The organism is Cellulomonas marina, from assembly GCF_900111925.1.
In the GTDB taxonomy this organism is placed as follows: Bacteria; Actinomycetota; Actinomycetes; order Actinomycetales; family Cellulomonadaceae; genus Cellulomonas; species Cellulomonas marina.
The window spans coordinates 193,408-211,589 of the sequence record NZ_FOKA01000005.1 but is presented as its reverse complement, the minus strand read 5'-3'; the positions used below and the strand labels follow the sequence as shown (position 1 = coordinate 211,589).

Genomic DNA, 18,182 nt, shown 5'->3' with positions numbered 1-18,182 from the left:
GCACCCCCTGACGCACCCCCTCAGACCTCTCCGCGGGTGCCGACGGCCAGCACCCGCGTGAACGCTGCGCGGACCTGCGCCCCGGCACCCTCCGCCCCCACCGGAGGACCGCCGCACCATGTCGGCCGACACCACCTCGACCCCCCGCGCCGCGGGCCGGCCGACGCGCACCCAGGACCACGGCCAGTGGGCCCTGGGCAGCCGTGAGCCGCTCAACCCCAACGAGCGGTTCAAGCAGGAGGACGACGGCCTCAACGTCCGCGCGCGGATCGAGGAGGTCTACGCCCGGGAGGGCTTCGCCTCGATCGCGCCCCAGGACCTGCGCGGGCGGATGCGCTGGTGGGGCCTGTACACCCAGCGCAAGCCCGGCATCGACGGCGGCCGGACGGCCGTGCTCGAGCCGCACGAGCTCGACGACGAGTACTTCATGCTCCGGGTCCGCCTCGACGGCGGCCGGCTGACCGTCGCCCAGACGCGCGCGGTGGCCGAGGTCTCGCGCCGGTTCGCCCGCAGCACCGCGGACATCACCGACCGGCAGAACATCCAGCTGCACTGGGTCCGCATCGAGGACGTCCCCGAGATCTGGCGGGCGCTCGAGGGCGCCGGCCTGTCGACGACCGAGGCCTGCGGCGACACCCCGCGCGTGGTGCTCGGCTCCCCCGTCGCCGGCGTCGCGGCCGACGAGATCATCGACGGCACGCCGGCCATCGACGCCATCACCGAGCGCTACGTCGGGGACCCGGCGTTCTCCAACCTCCCCCGCAAGTTCAAGACCGCCATCTCCGGCAACCCGCACCTCGACGTCGTCCACGAGATCAACGACGTGTCCTTCGTCGGCGTCGTGCACCCCGAGCACGGCCCGGGCTTCGACGTGTGGGTGGGCGGCGGGCTGTCCACGTCCGCGCACGTCGCCCAGCGCCTCGGCGCCTGGGTCCCGCTGGCCGAGGTCCCCGAGGTGTGGGCGGGCGTCATCGGGATCTTCCGCGACTACGGCTACCGCCGGCTGCGCAACCGCGCGCGGCTGAAGTACCTCGTCGCCGACTGGGGCGCGCAGCGCTTCCGCGACGTGCTCGAGACCGAGTACCTGCACCGCCCCCTGCTCGACGGGCCCGCCCCCGCCCCGGCGGAGGGCCGCCGCGACCACCTCGGCGTGCACCGGCAGAAGGACGGCCGGTTCTACGTCGGCGTCAGCCCGACGGTCGGCCGCATCTCGGGCGAGGTCCTCGACCGCGTCGCGGACCTCGTCGAGGCCGCCGGCTCCGACCGCGTCCGCCTGACGGTGGAGCAGAAGCTGCTCGTCCTCGACGTGGCGGCCGACCGGGTGGACGCCCTCGTCGCCGGGCTGGCGGGGCTGGGCCTGCACGCCGACCCCTCCGAGTTCCGTCGGGGCACCATCGCCTGCACCGGCATCGAGTACTGCAAGCTCGCCATCGTCGAGACGAAGGCCCGCGCCGCCCGCACGGTCGCGGCCCTCGAGGCGGCGCTGCCGACGTTCGAGCACCCGCTGACGATCAACGTCAACGGCTGCCCCAACTCCTGCGCGCGCATCCAGACCGCGGACATCGGCCTCAAGGGTCAGATCGTCACGGACGACGAGGGCCGCCAGGTCGAGGGGTTCCAGGTCCACCTGGGCGGCACGCTCGGCGGTCAGGCCTCCTTCGGCCGCAAGCTGCGCGGCCACAAGGTCGTGGGCGACGAGCTCCCGGCGTACGTCGAGCGCCTGGCCCGTGCCTTCGAGGCCGGCCGCGAGGCCGACGAGACGTTCGCCCAGTGGGTCCAGCGCGCCGACGAGGAGGTGCTGCGGTGAGCGAGGAGGGCGGCCGCGCGGTGCCGTACTTCTGCCCGTTCTGCGGGGAGGAGGACCTGCGCCCCGCGGGCCCGGAGCACGCGACGTGGGAATGCCGCGGCTGCACGCGCGTGTTCGCGCTGCGCATGGTCGGTCAGAGGGTCGGCCAGACGGTGGGGCAGGTGGAGAGGTCATGAGCAGCACCACGAGCACGAGCACGAGCACGGCCCCGCGGGTCGGCGTCGCCGACCACGTCGCCGGGCACGACCCGGCCGCCGACGACGCGCTGCGCGCGCTGGCCCTCGAGGCGGAGGCGCGGTTCGCCGCCCTCGAGGCCGACGCGCCGGACACCTACGAGGCGCGCGTCGACCTCGCGGCGCGGGCCCTGCGCTGGGCGCACGGGACGTTCGGCGACGATCTCGTCGTCGCGTCCTCCATGGGCGACGAGGTCCTCGTCCACCTGGCCTCGCAGACGGCGCCGGGCGTGGACGTGCTCTTCCTCGACACGGGCTACCACTTCGCCGAGACGCTGGGCACGCGCGACGCGGTCGCCGCGACGCTGCCCGTCACGGTCCGCACGGTCCTGCCGCTGCTCACGGTCGCGCAGCAGGACGCCCAGCACGGCCCGCGCCTGCACGACCGCGACCCCGACGCCTGCTGCGCGATCCGCAAGGTCGAGCCGCTGCAGCGGGGGCTGGCGCCCTACCGCGCCTGGGTCACGGGCATGCGCCGCGCCGACGCCCCGACGCGCACCGACATCACGCTCGTCGGCTGGGACGCCCGCCGCGGCAAGGTCAAGCTCAACCCGGTCGCCGCCTGGACCGACGACGACGTCCAGCGGTTCGCCGCCGAGAACGGGGTCCTCATGAACCTCCTGCGCGACGCGGGGTACGCCTCGATCGGCTGCGAGCCCTGCACGCGCCCGGTCGCTCCCGGCGAGGACGCGCGCGCCGGCCGCTGGGCCGGCCGCGCCAAGACCGAGTGCGGGCTGCACACGTGAGCGCCGTGACGGCGGACCGCACGTCCGAGCAGGCGCGGGACCTCGCCGGCGTCGCCCTGTCCCAGCTCGACGACCTCGAGTCGGAGGCCATCCACATCTTCCGCGAGGTCGTCGGCGAGCTCGAGCGCCCCGTGCTCCTGTTCTCCGGCGGCAAGGACTCGATCGTCATGCTGCACCTGGCGGTCAAGGCGTTCTGGCCGGCCCCGGTGCCGTTCCCGCTGCTGCACGTCGACACGGGGCACAACTTCCCCGAGGTCCTCGCGCACCGCGACGCCACCGCCGAGAGGCTCGGGCTGCGGCTGCTCGTCGCGTCCGTGCAGGACGCGATCGACGCGGGCAAGCTCCGCGAGCGCCCTGACGGCACCCGCAACCCGCTGCAGACCGTCCCCCTCCTCGAGGCGATCGAGGAGGGCCGCTTCGACGCGGTCTTCGGCGGCGGCCGCCGCGACGAGGAGAAGGCCCGCGCCAAGGAGCGCGTCTTCTCCCTGCGCGACGAGTTCGGCGCCTGGGACCCGCGCCGCCAGCGCCCCGAGCTGTGGGGGCTGTACAACGGCCGCCACCGCCCGGGCGAGCACGTGCGCGTCTTCCCGCTGTCCAACTGGACCGAGATGGACGTGTGGCTCTACATCGAGCGCGAGGGCATCGACCTGCCGTCGATCTACTACGCGCACGAGCGCGACGTGTTCTCCCGCGACGGCATGTGGCTGACCGCCGGCGACTGGGGCGGGCCGAAGCCGCACGAGACGGTCGAGCGCCGGCAGGTGCGGTACCGCACGGTCGGGGACATGTCCTGCACGGGTGCCGTGGACTCCGACGCCGCGACCGTGGCCGACGTCATCGCCGAGGTCGCGGGCAGCCGGCTCACCGAGCGCGGCGCCACGCGGGCCGACGACCGGATGTCCGAGGCCGCCATGGAGGACCGCAAGCGCGAGGGGTACTTCTGATGGGCACCACGACGACCGCCCCGCTCCGGACGGGGTCGGCGCAGGAGTCCGTGCAGGCCGGCGCCGCCCGCGCCCGCGACCTGCTGCGGCTGGCCACGGCGGGCTCCGTCGACGACGGCAAGTCGACCCTCGTCGGGCGCCTGCTGCACGACACGAAGTCGGTGCTGGCCGACCAGCTCGCCGCCGTCGAGCGCGTGAGCGCCGAGCGCGGCCTGGCCGCCGCCGACCTCGCGCTGCTCACCGACGGCCTGCGCGCCGAGCGCGAGCAGGGCATCACCATCGACGTCGCGTACCGCTACTTCGCCACGGACCGCCGCGCCTTCGTGCTCGCCGACACCCCCGGTCACGTGCAGTACACCCGCAACATGGTCACGGGCGCCTCGACGGCCCAGCTCGCCGTGGTCCTGCTCGACGCGCGCAAGGGCGTGCTGGAGCAGACCCGTCGCCACGTCTCGGTCGCGGCGCTGCTGCGGGTGCCGCACGTCGTGCTCGCCGTGAACAAGATGGACCTCGTCGGGTACGACGAGGCGACGTTCCGCACCCACGCCGGGGCGTTCGCCGAGCTCGCCACGGGGCTGGGCGTCGAGGACGTCACCGCCATCCCGCTGTCCGCCCTCGCCGGGGACAACGTCGTCGAGCGCTCCGCCGCCATGCCCTGGTACGACGGGCCGACGCTCCTGGAGCACCTCGAGGCCGTCCCGGTCGAGCGCGACCCGCGCACGGAGCCCCTGCGCTTCCCCGTCCAGGTCGTCATCCGCCCGCAGACGCCGGACTTCCCGGACTACCGCGGCTACGCGGGGCGCATCGAGCAGGGCGGCGTCGCGGTCGGCGACACGGTCGTCGTGCAGCCCGCGGGCCGGACGACGACGGTCGTCGGCATCGACACCGCCGACGGCCCGCTGGACGCGGCGTGGGCGCCGCGGTCCGTCACGCTGCGGCTGGCCGACGACATCGACATCTCCCGCGGCGACCTCCTGGCCGACGCGACCCGCCCCGCGACGGTCACGCAGGACCTGTCCGGCACGGTGTGCTGGCTCGGGGACACCCCGGCGGCCCCGCGGCAGCGCGTCCTGGTCCGCACGGGGACGCGCACCGTCCGCGCGATGATCCGCTCCCTCGACGAGGGCCTCGACGTGACGACCCTCGAGCGGCACCCCGCGCCGACGTCGTTCGCGCTCAACGACATCGGCCGGCTGACGCTGCGCCTGGCCGAGCCCGTGGCGGTCGACGAGTACGCCACCCTGCGCCACGGCGGCGCCTTCCTCCTCGTCGACGAGGCCGACGGCATGACGCTGGCCGCCGGCATGGTCGGCGACCCCCTCGCCGGCGGGTGTCCGGGGGGCCGTCCGAGCGCCTGAGCGCGCCCGGGCGGCCCGTAGGCACCGGTCCCGTCCGTCGTCGCACCCCTGGAAGGCCCCCATGACCTCCCGCCAGCCCTCTCCCGTCCCCGGCTCGATCCCCGGCACGCTGTCGGGTCCGCTGTCCGGCCCGCTGTCCCGCCGCACCGTCCTGGCCGGAGGGCTCGGCGCCCTCGCGGTCCCGCTGCTCGCCGCCTGCTCGGACGACGCCCCCGCCGCCGGCGCCACCCCGGGCACGGCCGCGACCCTCAACCTCGCGTACTTCGCCAACCTCACGCACGCCGCCGCGCTCATCGGCGTCGCGGAGGGCCTGTTCACGGCCGAGCTCGGCAGCACGGAGCTCGTCGAGCAGGTCGTCAACGCCGGGCCGTCCGCGGTCGAGGGCCTCCTCGGCGGGTCCATCGACGCCGCCTACATCGGCCCCGGACCGACGATCAACGCCCACGCCCAGAGCGACGGGCAGATCGTGCGCATCGTCGCGGGGGCGACCTCGGGCGGCGCGTCCCTCGTCGTCCGCGCGGGGATCACGAGCGCCGAGGACCTGCGCGGACTGACCCTCGCCTCCCCCCAGCTCGGCAACACCCAGGACGTGGCGTTGCGGAACTGGCTCGCCGAGCAGGGGCTCGAGACGTCGGTCGAGGGGGGCGGCGACGTGACGATCGCCCCCCTGTCGGCCAACGCCGACTCCCTCACCCTCCTGCAGTCCGGGGAGATCGACGGCGCCTGGATGCCCGAGCCGTGGGCGACGCGCCTCGTCCTCGAGGCGGGCGGCACCACGCTCGTCGACGAGCGCGACCTGTGGCCCGAGGGGCAGTTCGTCACGACGCACCTCGTCGTGCGCACGGAGTACCTCGCGCAGTACCCCGAGACGGTCGCGGCGCTGCTGCGCGGCCACGTCGCCGCGGTCACCCGCGCGGTCGACGACCCGGCCGGCGCCCGCGAGGTCGTCAACGGCCGGCTCGAGGAGCTGACGGGCTCGGCGCTGTCCGAGGAGACCATCGCCACCGCCTGGGAGCACCTGGCGGTGACGGAGGACCCGGTCGCCGCCTCGCTGCAGGCGGCCATGGAGCACGCCGTCACGGCGGGCACGCTCGACGCCGAGGTGGACCTCGGCGGCCTGTACGACCTGCGTCCCCTCAACGCCGAGCTGTCGGCGCAGGGGCTGGAGCCGGTGTCCGCCGGCGGTCTGGGGGAGGAATGAGCACCAGCAGCGCGACGGCGGCCGTCGCGGCCGGGACGGGCACCGGGAGCACCGGGAGCACCGGGACGAGCACCGGGACGAGCACCACGACGAGCACCACGACGAGCACCGGTCCCCGTGCGCCCGGCTCCCGTCCCGCCGACGACGCGGCCCTGCGCCTGACCGGGGTGACGCACGCGTTCACCCCGGGCGCGGCGCCCGTGCTCGACGGCGTGGACCTCACCGTCCGCCCGGGCGAGTTCGTGTGCCTGCTCGGGGCGTCCGGCTGCGGCAAGTCGACGCTGCTGCAGCTCGTCGCGGGTCTCGAGACCCCCACCGCCGGACGGGTGGAGGTGCCGGCGGGCCGGCCCTCGCTCATGTTCCAGGACTCGGCCCTGCTGCCGTGGCTGACCGCGTCGGCGAACGTCGAGCTCGCGCTGCGGGCCCGCAAGGTGCCCCGCGCCGAGCGGCGGACCCGCGCCGCCGAGCTGCTCGAGCGGGTCAACCTCGGCGGGCAGGGCGCCAAGCGCGTCCACGAGCTGTCGGGCGGGATGCGCCAGCGCGTCGCCCTGGCGCGCGCGCTCGCCCAGGACTCGCCCGTCCTGCTCATGGACGAGCCCTTCGCGGCCCTCGACGCCATCACGCGCGACGTCCTGCACGAGGAGCTGACGCGGGTGTGGGCGGAGCAGCGCCTCGCGGTCGTGTTCGTCACCCACAACGTGCGCGAGGCCGTCCGGCTCGGCCAGCGCGTGCTGCTCATGAGCTCCCGGCCCGGCCGGATCATCCGCGAGTGGGCCGTCGACCTGCCGCAGCCGCGGCGCATCGAGTCGCCCGGCGTCGCCCAGCTCGCCGTCGAGATCACGGAGCACCTGCGAGGGGAGATCAGCCGCCATGGCCGCTGAGGCACAGGTGCGGTCCTCCGGGGACCGCACGGAGGACCACACGGGGGACCGCACCGGCACGCGCGCGCTCGAGGCGGGGCTCGACGCCCTGGAGACGGCCGCACCGCGCGCCCCCGGAGCCCGCGCGACGGCCCGCTCGCTCCTCCCCCCGGTCGTCGTGCTGCTGGGCCTGCTGGCGGTGTGGCAGGTCGCCGTGTCCCTGGAGCTCAAGCCGCGCTACATCCTGCCCGCACCCACGGAGGTCGCCGGCACCGTCGCGGAGCTCGTCACCACCGGCCGGGTGTGGGACATCCTCTGGACGAGCGTCTCGCGCGGCGTGCTCGGCTTCGTCGTCGCCGTGCTCGTCGGGACCGTGCTGGGGATCGTCCTGTCGCGCAGCCGGCTGCTGCGGGCCGGCTTCGGGCCCCTCATCTCGGGGCTGCAGTCGCTGCCCTCCGTCGCATGGGTCCCGGCCGCCATCATCTGGTTCGGGCTCACGGACGACGCCATCTACGCCGTCATCCTGCTCGGCGCCGTCCCCTCGGTCATCAACGGGCTGCTCTCGGGCCTGGACCAGGTACCGCCGCTGTTCGACAAGGTCGGGCGCGTGCTGGGGCTGTCCGCACCCGACCGCGTGCGCCACGTGCTCCTGCCCGCCGCCCTGCCCGGCTACCTCGCCGGGCTCAAGCAGGGCTGGGCCTTCTCCTGGCGCTCCCTCATGGCCGCCGAGCTCATCGCCGCCTCCCCCCAGCTCGGGATCGGCCTCGGGCAGTACCTCGACCAGGCACGGCAGCTGCACCAGATGGACGGCGTCTTCGTCGGCATCCTGCTCATCCTCCTCGTCGGCGTCGCGGTCGACCTGCTCGTCTTCTCCCCGCTCGAGCGGCGCGTGCTGCACCAGCGCGGCCTGACGGGCACGAAGGGCTGACCTGCACGGCCGGGCGACGAGGCGCCGCCGCGCGGGTGAACTCCGCCCCCGGGGGTGCCCGTCGGCGACGGGGCGTGCCTAGCGTGTCCGGTATGCGCCACTCCTCCCGTCCCGCCGGGCAGCGTCGCCCCGCCTGGCTCGGCAGTGCTCGCCGGCCCGACGAGGCCTGGCTCCGCGACCGCCTGGCGGCCGAGCTCGCCCACGCCGGCGTCGACGACGTCGTCCACCTGGGCGACCGCCTCGAGACGACCGACGGCACGACCTTCGGCGTCGGCACCCTCGCCGACGCCCTCAGCCGGCACCCGCGGCTCACGTGGGGCTCGCGGGTGCGGGCCCACGCCCGGACGCTCGCCCGCGTGCGCGCCACCCCGGTGCCGTTGGCCACGCCGGACGTGCTCGCGCGCGCGGTCGCGCGGGTGGTCGCCGACGACGCGACCGACGTGCGGGACGGCGGGGGCGCCGAGCACCTCGGTCCCCTGCTGGCCCCGGGCCTGCGGGCCGTCGTCTGCCTCGACCTCCCCGAGCACGTGCACGGCCCCGTGGACCTGCGACCGCACGGCGGCTGGACCGCCGTGGCCCCGGCGGCGCTGGCCGCCCTGCGCGCGCTGCCCGCGCCCCGGCACCGCACCCTGACCGCCGAGGGCGGCGGCGCCGTCGAGGTCTTCGTCGCCGACGACGTCTTCGGCGCCTCGCGCCTGCTCGTGCTCGACGCGCTCGTCGCTGACGCCCTCGGCCGCGAGCGGCCCGAGCACGGCATGCTCGTCGTCGTGCCCAACCGGCACCTGCTGGCCGTGCACCCGCTCGAGGACGCCGGCACGGTCGTCGGCGCCCTGCGCCTCATGCTCACCCTGGCGGGCGCCGCGGCGGCGTCGGGCGCCGGCCCGGTCAGCCCCGCCGTCTACTACCGCTCCCCCGACGGGACGCTCGAGCGCGTGACGCACCAGCCGCTCGTCGACGGGCTCGGCGACGACAGCGCCCTGCGGCGGGCCGTCCTCGCCCTGCCGGTGCGCCGCAGCGGTCGCCACGCGGCCTGACGCCGGCCGCCGCTAGCGTGTCGCGGTGCCCTCCGCGCCGTCGCCCTCCGCGCTGTCACCGTTCACGCTCGCCGTCGACTGCGGCGGCGGCGGGATCAAGGCCTCCGTGCTCGACGAGGCCGGCACCCTGCACGCCGCGCCGGTACGCGTCCCCACGCCCTACCCGCTGCCGCCCGAGCGCCTGGTCGGCACCATCGCCGACATCGCCGCCGGCCTCCCGCCCGCCGACCGGGTGACCGTCGGCATGCCGGGCATGATCCGGCACGGCGTCGTCGTCGCCACGCCGCACTACGTCACGCGGTCCGGGCCCCGCACGGCGGTCGACTCCGACCTCGTCGCCCGCTGGGCGGGGTTCGACATGCGCGCCGCCGTCGAGGCGCGGCTCGGGGTGCCGGCGCTGGTGCTCAACGACGCCGAGGTGCACGGGGCGGGCGTCGTCTCCGGGACCGGCACGGAGCTGGTCCTCACGCTGGGCACCGGGCTCGGCTCGGCGATGTTCGACGGCGGGCGGCTCGCCCCGCACCTCGAGCTGTCCCACGCCCCGCTGCGGTTCGCCTCGACCTACGACTCCTACATCGGGCAGACCGAGCGGGCCCGGCTCGGCGACGGGCTGTGGTCGCGGCGCGTGCGGCGGGTCGTGGACGGGCTGCGACCCGTCTTCTGGTGGGACCGCCTCTACCTCGGCGGCGGCAACGCCCGCCAGATCACCCCCGTGGTGCTCGACCGGCTCGGCGACGACGTCGTCATCGTGCCCAACCAGGCGGGGATCGTCGGGGGTGTGCGCGCCTGGTCCCTGGGCGCTTGAGGGGGCGGGCCCGGAGCTGTCCGGGCCGGCCTCACGCCCCGCGGGCGGGCTGTGCGGGTCCGTTTGCCGACCGGGCCGCCAGGGTCGCGGCGACCTCCGCGTGGGCGTCGAGCACGGCCCGGGTGAACGCGACGGGCCGCACGAGGCTCACGAGGTGCGTCGAGCCCGGCACGACGACGAGCCGCCCGTCCCGGCACGCCGCGAGGAAGCGGCGCTCCTCCCCGCGGAAGTGGTCGAAGCGGCCGTTGACGAGCCACACGGGCACCTCCAGGGCCGCCAGGTCCTCCAGCGGCCGCAGGGTGCCGACCGCCCGCAGGGCGTCGGCGACGACGTCGAGCGCGAACCCGCCCGCACCTACGTCGACGGCGGCGGACGCCGGCAGCGTGCGGTCGACGAGCCACTGGTTGATGCCCGCCCCGCGGTCCGGCAGCCGCGCGAAGCCGTGGGCCGCCACCGTCCAGCCGCCGACCACGGGCCGCAACGGACGCGTGCTGCACGACGCGGCGACCAGCCCCGCCACCGCCCCCGGTCGACGCGCCGCCCACGCCGCGCCCACGTACCCGCCGAGCGACAGCCCGACGAGGAGCACCGGCCGCCCCAGCCCGGCCACGGCCTCGTCGACGGCGCGGAAGGCGTTCTCGAGCGTGAAGCGCTCGTGCAGCCGGGTGCCGTGGCCCGGCAGGTCGGGTGCGGCGACGGGGATGCCGAGCCGCTCCAGCGCCTCGCGCTGGGCCCGCCACATCGTCCCGCTCGTGCGCATGCCGTGCAGCAGCACGACGGGCAGCACGCCGGGCGGCACCGGCGCCGGCGTCCCCTGCCCGGCCGTCGCCGGGGCCGCCGCAGCCGACGCCGGGCCTGTCGTGGGGCCCGACGCCGGGCCCGTCGTGGGGCTCGTCGCGCCCGTCGTGCTCACACGCTCAGGATGCCGTGCCCGGGGTCCGGATGCCGCGCAGGTACACCGTCCGCGCGCGGTCCACCGCCGCGGGCACCGCGGCGGCCGGCAGGCTCTCGACGAGGGCCACGACCATGAGGAACAGCGTGAGCAGGTCCTCCCGCGTGACGTCGGCGGCCACCGTGCCCTCCTCCTGGGCGCGCCGCAGGGGCTCGGACAGCAGGTCCAGCGTGCGCTCACCCACCTCGGCGAGCTGCACGAGCCCCTCCGGCGTCGCGCGGATCACCGTCAGGAGCCCCGGCAGGTCCTGCTGGAACCCCGTCAGGGCCGTCACCGCCGCCTCGAGGCGCGCCCCCCAGGTCCCCGGCGGCAGCGCGCGCGGCGCGGCGGTCCCGTCCTCGCGGGACAGGGCGGCGGTCGCCGCCGCCACGTCCCCCGGCTCGTCCCGCGCACCGCCCCCAGCGCCGCCCCCCGCGCCGTCGGCAGCGCCGTCGGCAGCGCCGTCGGCAGCGCCGTCGGCAGCGCCGTCGGCAGCCTCGTCCTCACCCGCGGCGGCCGCCTGCACGATGACGGCGACCTCGTCGAGCCGGCGGTCGTAGACGGCGCGCACGAGCGCCTGCCGGTCGGGGAAGTGGCGGTACAGGGTGCCGCGGCCCACCCCCGCGCGGTCGGCGACCCGACCGAGGGCGACACCCGTCCCGTGGGCGCGGAACTCCTCCTCGGCGGCGAGGAGGAGGAGCTCGCGGTTGCGCAGCGCGTCGCGTCGTCGGGACACGTCAGGGACCGTAGGCGGACGGTCGCGACCGGCGCCATCCCCCGGCACCCGCCTCACCCGTCGGCCGACGGCGGTCACCCGACCGGGTCCGCGCCCCGGACGCACGCAGGGCCCGGGGCGTGCGCCCCGGGCCCTGCGTAGTGGTCCGACCGGTCTCGGTCAGGCCTTCGTCGTGCCCGCGTCGTCGGCCGGCTGCGCCGCGTCCTCGGCGGCCGCCAGCTCGGTCTCCGTCGCCTCCGCGGGGGCCGCCGTCGCGTCGTCCGCCGTCGCGCCGGAGTCCGCGGTCGCAGCGTCGTCCGTCACGACCTCCTCGACGGGGGCGTCCGCCGGCTCGGCGGCCGGGGCGGCGGCGGGCGCGGCCTTGGCGGCGGCACGGGTCGCCTCGCGGACGACGCCCTGCTTGGCCGACAGCGGCTCCAGCACGAGCTCGATGACCGCCATGGGGGCGTTGTCGCCCTTGCGCGGGCCGATCTTCGTGATGCGCGTGTAGCCGCCCTGGCGCTCGGCGACCGCCGGCGCGATCTCGGTGAAGAGCTCGTGCACGACGCCCTTGTCCCGCACGACCGTCATGACGCGGCGACGCGCGTGCAGGTCGCCGCGCTTGGCGAACGTGATGAGGCGCTCGGCCAGCGGACGCACGCGCTTGGCCTTCGTCTCGGTGGTCGTGATGCGGCGGTGGGCGAAGAGCTGGGTCGCGAGGTTCGCGAGGATCAGCCGCTCGTGGGCCGGTCCGCCACCGAGGCGGGCGCCCTTGGTGGGCTGAGGCATGGTCGTTGCTCCTTGGGTTCTGGTGTTCTGCGTCCCGCGCCCCGGGACCGAGCGGCAGGCTCAGCCCCGGTCGCGGTCCCCGGTGGTCAGTACTGCTCGTCCTCGGTGAAGTCCACCTCGTCGTCGCCGTAGTACGCGGCGGCCGCGGTGGGGTCGAAGTCGAGCGGGCTGTCCTTGAGCGAGAGACCGAGCTCGCCGAGCTTCTCCTTGACCTCGGTGATCGACTTCGCACCGAAGTTGCGGATGTCCAGCAGGTCGGCCTCGGACCGGGCCACCAGCTCACCCACGGTGTGGATGCCCTCGCGCTTGAGGCAGTTGTAGGACCGGATGGTCAGCGTCAGGTCCTCGATCGGCAGCGCCAGGTCCGCGGCCAGGGCCGCGTCCGTCGGCGACGGGCCGATCTCGATGCCCTCGGCCTCGACGTTGAGCTCGCGCGCCAGGCCGAACAGCTCGACGAGCGTCTTGCCGGCGGAGGCGAGGGCGTCGCGCGGCGTGATGGCCGGCTTGGTCTCCACGTCGACGACGAGCTTGTCGAAGTCGGTGCGCTGCTCGACACGCGTGGCCTCGACCTTGTAGGTCACCTTGAGGACCGGCGAGTAGATGGAGTCGACCGGGATGCGGCCGATCTCGGCGTCGAACGACTTGTTCTGGTTGGCGGACACGTAGCCACGGCCGCGCTCGACCGTCAGCTCGATCTCGAGCTTGCCCTTGTCGCCGAGGGTGGCCAGGTGCAGGTCGTGGTTGTGCACCTCGACGCCCGCGGGCGGCACGATGTCGGCCGCGGTGACCTTGCCGGCGCCCTGCTTGCGCAGGTACATGACGACGGGCTCGTCGTTCTCGGAGGAGACGACCAGGTTCTTGATGTTGAGGATGATCTCGGTGACGTCCTCGGTGACCCCGGGGATCGTCGAGAACTCGTGGAGCACGCCGTCGATCCGGATCGACGTCACCGCCGCGCCCGGGATGGACGACAGCAGGGTCCGGCGCAGCGAGTTGCCGAGCGTGTAGCCGAAGCCCGGCTCCAGCGGCTCGATGGAGAACCGCGAGCGGTGCTCCGAGATGACCTCTTCGGTCAGGGTGGGGCGCTGTGCGATCAGCACGGTGGAGATCCTCTCAGCGGGCGTCCGCCATATGACGCCGCGCAGTACCACGGGGCCGGCCCGGTCTCGGTCCACCGGGCCGGTGGACAGCAGGTGGCACCGCGCCGGTGCACGGACCCCTGATGGGGCCCGCGCACCGGACGCGGTGCCGTGGTCGGTGCGTCAGACGCGGCGGCGCTTCGGCGGGCGGCAGCCGTTGTGCGCCTGGGGCGTGACGTCCTGGATCGAGCCCACCTCGAGGCCGGTGGCCTGCAGCGAGCGGATCGCGGTCTCGCGGCCGGAGCCCGGACCCTTGACGAAGACGTCGACCTTCCGCATGCCGTGCTCCTGCGCACGGCGCGCGGCGGCCTCCGCGGCCAGCTGGGCGGCGAACGGGGTGCTCTTGCGGGAGCCCTTGAAGCCGACCTGGCCGGACGAGGCGGAGGCGATCACCGCACCCGACGGGTCCGTGATGGAGATGATCGTGTTGTTGAACGTGCTCTTGATGTGCGCCTGGCCGTGGGAGACGTTCTTCTTCTCCTTGCGGCGCGGCTTGCGCACGGCGGTGCGGGACTTGGGAGGCATTCGCTTCTCTCTTCGGGCTCAGCTGGACGAGGGCGCGCGTCGCGCGCGTGCCGGCACGCGGGTCGGGGACCCGCGCGGGCGGGCTACTTGCGCCCGGCCTTCTTCTTGCCGGCGACGGTGCGCTTCGGGCCCTTGCGGGTGCGCGCGTTGGTCTTGGTGCGCTGACCGCGCACCGGCAGGCCGCGACGGTGCCGCAGGCCCTCGTAGGTGCCGATCTCCACCTTGCGGCGGATGTCGGCGGCGACCTCGCGGCGCAGGTCGCCCTCGAGCTTGTAGCTGCCCTCGAGGTGGTCGCGGAGCGCGACCAGCTCGGCCTCGCCGAGGTCCTTGACGCGGACGTCGCCGCTGATCCCGGTGGCCGCGAGCGTCTCGGCCGCACGCGTGCGCCCGACGCCGAAGATGTAGGTGAGCGCGATCTCGAGCCGCTTCTCGCGGGGGAGGTCGACGCCGATGAGACGTGCCATGTGCAGGGAACTCCTGGAACTGCGCGGAGGTCTTCCGCACCGCCGTCCCGCGGTCCGCGGGCCCCGGCCTCCGACCGGGGGTGCACCGGCGCGCACCCGCGCGCAGGCGGGGCGGCACCGGTGAGGCGATGCGCTGGCCGGCCCTCGCGGGCCGGGTCTGACGTGCTGCGACGACGGCGCGTGCCCCGTCAGGGCCGCGACCGTCGGGCGGCGCCGGGGATCAGCCCTGGCGCTGCTTGTGCCGCAGGTTCTCGCAGATGACCTGGACGCGGCCGTGGCGACGGATCACCTTGCACTTGTCGCAGATCTTCTTGACGCTGGGCTTGACCTTCATGGCGGTTCGTCCTTCGCCGCCGTGACGCCCCGCGAGGGCGGGGCAGACGGCGTTCTCGTCGTGGTGGGTTACTTGTAGCGGTAGACGATGCGCCCGCGGGACAGGTCGTACGGGCTCAGCTCGACCACGACCCGGTCCTCGGGGAGGATCCGGATGTAGTGCTGGCGCATCTTGCCCGAGATGTGGGCGAGCACCTTGTGGCCGTTGGCCAGCTCCACGCGGAACATCGCGTTCGGCAGTGCCTCGACCACAGCGCCCTCGATCTCGATGACACCGTCCTTCTTCGCCATGTCCTCCGCTAACTCTGTGACGACTCCTGGTCCGCGCACCGCGACGGCCCCCGCAGGTGCGGTGGCTGGACGGTCCGAGGAGGGTGGTGCCCAACCCGGTGCCGGACCGACATGGCCCGACGACCGGACGGCGGGGCCCGGCCCGTGCGGGAGGCGCCGGCACGGGGCCGACCGTCCTCCCGGACGCACGCAGGGCGCACGCACCCGACGGACCATCGTACGGCACGATGGCACGAGCGCGAAACGGGTCGGCAGGACCCGCCCCGGAGCCGGGACCGTCAGAGCGGGACGACCCGGACGCCGAGCGCCGCGAGCCGGTCCGCTCCCCCGTCGCGGGCCGTGAGCACCCACACGCCGCCGGGCAGCAGCGCCACCGTGTGCTCCCAGTGCACCGCGCGGGAGCCGTCCTCGGTCACGACCGTCCACTCGTCGTCGAGCGTCCGCGTGTACCGGGCGCCCCGCACGAGCATCGGCTCGATGGCCAGGCACATGCCCGGGCGCAGGCGCGGCCCCTTGTCACGGGCCCGGTAGTTGAGCACGTCCGGCGGCTGGTGCATGGCGCGCCCGATGCCGTGCCCGACGTACTCCTCGACGATCCCGTAGGGCTGCCCGCCGTTGCGGCCGGCCGTCGCGGCCAGCTCGACGACCGTCTCGACGGCCTCGCCGACGGCGCCGAGCCGCTCACCGCCGGCCAGCGCCGCGATGCCCGCCCAGAGCGCGTCCTCCCCGGTGGCCACCAGCTCGGCGTCGGCCGGGTCGGCCGTTCCGACGACCCGCGTCCGTGCGGCGTCCCCGTGCCACCCCTCGACGACGGCCCCGCAGTCGACGCTGAGCACGTCGCCCTCGGCCAGCACGCGCGGACCGGGGATGCCGTGCACGACCTCGTCGTTGACCGACACGCAGATCGTCGCCGGGTAGTCGAGGTACCCGAGGAACGACGGCGTCGCGCCCGTCGCCGCGATGACCTCGGCGGCGACGGCGTCCAGCTCGGCGGTCGTCACGCCCGGTGCGGCGTGCGCCAGCACCGCGTCCAGCGCGTCGGCGACGACGAGGCCGGCGCGACGCATGAGGCGCACCTCGTCGGGCGTCTTCAGCTCGATCTTCTCGCGGCCGAACACCTGCGGTCCGTCCCCGCCGTCAGCCGGCGAGCGTGCCGATCGCGCCCAGAAGGCGCCCCGTCACCTCGTCGACCTCGCCGATGCCGTCCACCTGGACCAGCGCCCCGCGCTCGGCGTAGACGCCGGCCACGGGTGCTGTCTGCTCCGCGTAGACCGCGAGGCGGTGCCGCACGACGTCCTCGGTGTCGTCCTCGCGGCCCTCGATCTGCGCGCGCTGCAGCAGCCGCGCCACGACGACGTCCGCGTTCGCGGTGATCTCGACCGCGAGGTCCAGCGTGCGGCCGGTCGCGGCGAGGATCTCGTCGAGCTCGCGCACCTGGGCCACGTTGCGCGGGTAGCCGTCGAGGAGGAAGCCCTCGCGCGCGTCGTCCTCGCCCAGGCGGTCGCGCACCATGGCGTTCGTGACCTCGTCCGGCACCAGCTCGCCGCGGGCCGTGTAGGCCTGGGCGGTGCGGCCCAGCTCCGTGCCGCCCTTGATGTTCGCGCGGAAGATGTCGCCGGTGGAGATGGCCGGGACGCCCAGCCGCTCGGCGAGGCGAGCCGCCTGGGTGCCCTTGCCCGCGCCGGGCGGGCCGAGGAGGACGAGGCGAGCGCTCATCGGAGGAACCCTTCGTAGTGCCGCTGCTCGAGCTGGGACTGGATCTGCTTCACGGTCTCCAGGCCCACCCCGACGATGATGAGGATGGACGAGCCGCCGAACGGGATCGTGGCGGCGTTGATCCCCAGGAGGATGAACACGACCGTCGGGATCAGCGCGACCGCCGCGAGGTACAGCGACCCCGGCGCGGTGATGCGCGTGATCACGTAGTCGAGGTACTCGGCCGTCGGACGACCCGCACGGATGCCGGGGATGAAGCCGCCGTAGCGCTTCATGTTGTCGGCGACCTCGTCGGGGTTGAACGTGATCGCCGTGTAGAAGTAGCAGAAGAAGATGATGAGCAGCACGTACAGCGCGATGTGCAGCCCCGCGTCGGAGGGCGCGAGGTTCAGGCTGACCCACTGCACCCAGCCCGACGTCTGGTCCCCGAACTGCGCCGCGAGCGTCGGGATCTGCAGCAGCGACGAGGCGAAGATGATCGGGATGACGCCCGACATGTTCAGCTTGATGGGGATGTAGGTGCTCGACCCGCCGTACATGCGCCGGCCGACCATGCGCTTGGCGTACTGCACCGGGATGCGGCGCTGGCTCTGCTCGACGAAGACGACCAGCGCGATCACCAGGACGATGACGGCCAGCACGATGATGAACTTGCCGATGCCGCCGGCGCCGCCGGCGATGGACCACATCGCCGTGGGGAACGTCGCCGCGATCGAGGTGAAGATCAGCAGGGACATGCCGTTGCCGATGCCGCGCTCCGTGATGAGCTCGCCGAGCCACATGATGAGGCCGGTGCCCGCGGTCATCGTGATGACCATGACGAGCAGCGTCACGACGCTGGAGTCCGGGATGACGTCGAGCGTGCAGCCGGCGAAGAGCTGGCCGCTGCGCGCCACGGTGATGATCGTCGTCGACTGCAGCACCGCCAGCGCGATCGTCAGGTACCGCGTGTACTGCGTGAGCTTCGCGGTGCCGGACTGCCCCTCCTTGTGCAGCTCCTCGAAGCGCGGGATCACCACGCGCAGCAGCTGGATGATGATGCTCGCCGTGATGTACGGCATGATCCCCAGCGCGAAGACCGACAGCTGCAGCAGCGCACCGCCGCTGAAGAGGTTGACCAGCCCGAGCAGGCTGGAGTCGTTGCCCACCTGGTCGATGCAGGCCTGGACGTTCGGGTAGGACACGCCCGGCGTCGGCAGGAACGAGCCGACGCGGAACACGACCATGATGCCGATCGTGAAGAGCAGCTTGCGCCGCAGGTCGGGCGTGCGGAACGCCCTCGCGAATGCGCTGAGCACCAGTCCTCCTGAGCCGCCGGGGCGGCGTGTCGTGCAGCCGGTCCCCCGGCCGGGTCGCTCTCGCG

21 protein-coding genes are annotated in these 18,182 nt (G+C 74.7%); 10 read left to right on the top strand and 11 right to left on the bottom strand.

The window, feature by feature from the left end:
- The first annotated feature begins 118 nt into the window (after positions 1-118).
- The 10 genes from BM048_RS07565 (at position 119) to BM048_RS07520 (ending at position 9,916) form a co-directional block, all read left to right on the top strand.
- Positions 119-1,807 (top strand): nitrite/sulfite reductase, encoded by a 1,689-nt coding sequence (locus BM048_RS07565; RefSeq protein WP_090031983.1) that lies wholly within the window; start codon positions 119-121, stop codon positions 1,805-1,807.
- Entirely contained in the window at positions 1,804-1,983 is a 180-nt protein-coding gene (locus BM048_RS07560) for an eL43 family ribosomal protein (RefSeq protein ID WP_090031980.1), read from the top strand. Before BM048_RS07565 ends, BM048_RS07560 begins: the two co-directional genes overlap by 4 nt.
- A complete protein-coding gene (locus tag BM048_RS07555; RefSeq protein WP_090031978.1) occupies positions 1,980-2,786 on the top strand; it encodes a phosphoadenylyl-sulfate reductase in 807 nt (268 codons plus the stop codon). Before BM048_RS07560 ends, BM048_RS07555 begins: the two co-directional genes overlap by 4 nt.
- On the top strand, positions 2,783-3,730 hold the full coding sequence (cysD, locus tag BM048_RS07550; RefSeq protein ID WP_217644261.1) for a sulfate adenylyltransferase subunit CysD: 948 nt from the start codon (positions 2,783-2,785) through the stop codon (positions 3,728-3,730). The genes BM048_RS07555 and cysD overlap by 4 nt, the downstream gene beginning before the upstream one ends.
- A complete protein-coding gene (locus BM048_RS07545) occupies positions 3,730-5,088 on the top strand; it encodes a sulfate adenylyltransferase subunit 1 (RefSeq protein ID WP_090031974.1) in 1,359 nt (452 codons plus the stop codon). Before cysD ends, BM048_RS07545 begins: the two co-directional genes overlap by 1 nt.
- Before the next feature lie 61 nt (positions 5,089-5,149).
- On the top strand, positions 5,150-6,289 hold the full coding sequence (locus tag BM048_RS07540) for an ABC transporter substrate-binding protein (RefSeq protein ID WP_090031972.1): 1,140 nt from the start codon (positions 5,150-5,152) through the stop codon (positions 6,287-6,289).
- The gene (locus tag BM048_RS07535) at positions 6,286-7,170 is read left to right on the top strand and encodes an ABC transporter ATP-binding protein (protein ID WP_090031970.1); all 885 of its coding nucleotides are present in this window, start codon (positions 6,286-6,288) and stop codon (positions 7,168-7,170) included. The genes BM048_RS07540 and BM048_RS07535 overlap by 4 nt, the downstream gene beginning before the upstream one ends.
- Positions 7,160-8,077 (top strand): ABC transporter permease, encoded by a 918-nt coding sequence (locus BM048_RS07530; protein WP_090031967.1) that lies wholly within the window; start codon positions 7,160-7,162, stop codon positions 8,075-8,077. Before BM048_RS07535 ends, BM048_RS07530 begins: the two co-directional genes overlap by 11 nt.
- Positions 8,078-8,169: 92 nt before the next feature.
- Entirely contained in the window at positions 8,170-9,111 is a 942-nt protein-coding gene (locus BM048_RS07525; protein ID WP_090031965.1) for a hypothetical protein, read from the top strand.
- 25 nt (positions 9,112-9,136) lie between these two features.
- Positions 9,137-9,916, top strand: a complete 780-nt coding sequence (locus BM048_RS07520) for an ROK family protein (protein WP_239078964.1) — start codon at positions 9,137-9,139, stop codon at positions 9,914-9,916.
- Positions 9,917-9,947: 31 nt separating this feature from the next.
- Here BM048_RS07520 and BM048_RS07515 read toward each other — a convergent pair whose 3' ends face one another.
- The 11 genes from BM048_RS07515 to secY form a co-directional block, all read right to left on the bottom strand.
- On the bottom strand, positions 9,948-10,829 hold the full coding sequence (locus BM048_RS07515) for an alpha/beta fold hydrolase (RefSeq protein WP_239078965.1): 882 nt from the start codon (positions 10,827-10,829) through the stop codon (positions 9,948-9,950).
- Positions 10,830-10,833: 4 nt separating this feature from the next.
- A complete protein-coding gene (locus BM048_RS07510) occupies positions 10,834-11,583 on the bottom strand; it encodes a TetR/AcrR family transcriptional regulator (protein ID WP_090031963.1) in 750 nt (249 codons plus the stop codon).
- Between the two features lie 159 nt (positions 11,584-11,742).
- Entirely contained in the window at positions 11,743-12,351 is a 609-nt protein-coding gene (rplQ, locus tag BM048_RS07505) for a 50S ribosomal protein L17 (protein ID WP_090031960.1), read from the bottom strand.
- An 86-nt stretch (positions 12,352-12,437) separates the two neighbouring features.
- Complete coding sequence (locus BM048_RS07500; protein ID WP_090031958.1) at positions 12,438-13,451, bottom strand: DNA-directed RNA polymerase subunit alpha; 1,014 nt, start codon at positions 13,449-13,451, stop codon at positions 12,438-12,440.
- 162 nt (positions 13,452-13,613) lie between these two features.
- Complete coding sequence (gene rpsK, locus BM048_RS07495) at positions 13,614-14,015, bottom strand: 30S ribosomal protein S11 (RefSeq protein WP_090031956.1); 402 nt, start codon at positions 14,013-14,015, stop codon at positions 13,614-13,616.
- 83 nt (positions 14,016-14,098) lie between these two features.
- Complete coding sequence (rpsM, locus tag BM048_RS07490; RefSeq protein WP_090031954.1) at positions 14,099-14,479, bottom strand: 30S ribosomal protein S13; 381 nt, start codon at positions 14,477-14,479, stop codon at positions 14,099-14,101.
- Positions 14,480-14,699: 220 nt separating this feature from the next.
- Positions 14,700-14,813 carry a 50S ribosomal protein L36 gene (gene rpmJ, locus BM048_RS07485; protein ID WP_013117849.1) on the bottom strand — a complete coding sequence of 38 codons (114 nt, stop codon included), beginning with the start codon at positions 14,811-14,813 and terminating at the stop codon, positions 14,700-14,702.
- Between the two features lie 68 nt (positions 14,814-14,881).
- Positions 14,882-15,103, bottom strand: coding sequence for a translation initiation factor IF-1 (gene infA, locus BM048_RS07480; RefSeq protein WP_090031952.1), 222 nt, complete (start codon positions 15,101-15,103; stop codon positions 14,882-14,884).
- A 278-nt stretch (positions 15,104-15,381) separates the two neighbouring features.
- A complete protein-coding gene (map, locus tag BM048_RS07475) occupies positions 15,382-16,221 on the bottom strand; it encodes a type I methionyl aminopeptidase (protein ID WP_090031951.1) in 840 nt (279 codons plus the stop codon).
- 19 nt (positions 16,222-16,240) lie between these two features.
- Positions 16,241-16,819 carry an adenylate kinase gene (locus BM048_RS07470; RefSeq protein WP_090031950.1) on the bottom strand — a complete coding sequence of 193 codons (579 nt, stop codon included), beginning with the start codon at positions 16,817-16,819 and terminating at the stop codon, positions 16,241-16,243.
- Complete coding sequence (secY, locus tag BM048_RS07465; RefSeq protein ID WP_090031948.1) at positions 16,816-18,117, bottom strand: preprotein translocase subunit SecY; 1,302 nt, start codon at positions 18,115-18,117, stop codon at positions 16,816-16,818. Before secY ends, BM048_RS07470 begins: the two co-directional genes overlap by 4 nt.
- Positions 18,118-18,182 lie beyond the last annotated feature (65 nt).

Bases quoted from the DNA above. Each gene is read 5' to 3' on its own strand.
- BM048_RS07565 (WP_090031983.1), top strand. From the start codon at position 119: ATGTCGGCCGACACCACCTCGACCCCCCGCGCCGCGGGCCGGCCGACG.
- BM048_RS07555 (WP_090031978.1), top strand. From the start codon at position 1,980: ATGAGCAGCACCACGAGCACGAGCACGAGCACGGCCCCGCGGGTCGGC.
- BM048_RS07545 (WP_090031974.1), top strand. From the start codon at position 3,730: ATGGGCACCACGACGACCGCCCCGCTCCGGACGGGGTCGGCGCAGGAG.
- BM048_RS07540 (WP_090031972.1), top strand. From the start codon at position 5,150: ATGACCTCCCGCCAGCCCTCTCCCGTCCCCGGCTCGATCCCCGGCACG.
- BM048_RS07535 (WP_090031970.1), top strand. From the start codon at position 6,286: ATGAGCACCAGCAGCGCGACGGCGGCCGTCGCGGCCGGGACGGGCACC.
- BM048_RS07530 (WP_090031967.1), top strand. From the start codon at position 7,160: ATGGCCGCTGAGGCACAGGTGCGGTCCTCCGGGGACCGCACGGAGGAC.
- BM048_RS07525 (WP_090031965.1), top strand. From the start codon at position 8,170: ATGCGCCACTCCTCCCGTCCCGCCGGGCAGCGTCGCCCCGCCTGGCTC.
- rplQ (WP_090031960.1), bottom strand. From the start codon at position 12,351: ATGCCTCAGCCCACCAAGGGCGCCCGCCTCGGTGGCGGACCGGCCCAC.
- rpsK (WP_090031956.1), bottom strand. From the start codon at position 14,015: ATGCCTCCCAAGTCCCGCACCGCCGTGCGCAAGCCGCGCCGCAAGGAG.
- rpsM (WP_090031954.1), bottom strand. From the start codon at position 14,479: ATGGCACGTCTCATCGGCGTCGACCTCCCCCGCGAGAAGCGGCTCGAG.
- rpmJ (WP_013117849.1), bottom strand. From the start codon at position 14,813: ATGAAGGTCAAGCCCAGCGTCAAGAAGATCTGCGACAAGTGCAAGGTG.
- infA (WP_090031952.1), bottom strand. From the start codon at position 15,103: ATGGCGAAGAAGGACGGTGTCATCGAGATCGAGGGCGCTGTGGTCGAG.
- BM048_RS07470 (WP_090031950.1), bottom strand. From the start codon at position 16,819: ATGAGCGCTCGCCTCGTCCTCCTCGGCCCGCCCGGCGCGGGCAAGGGC.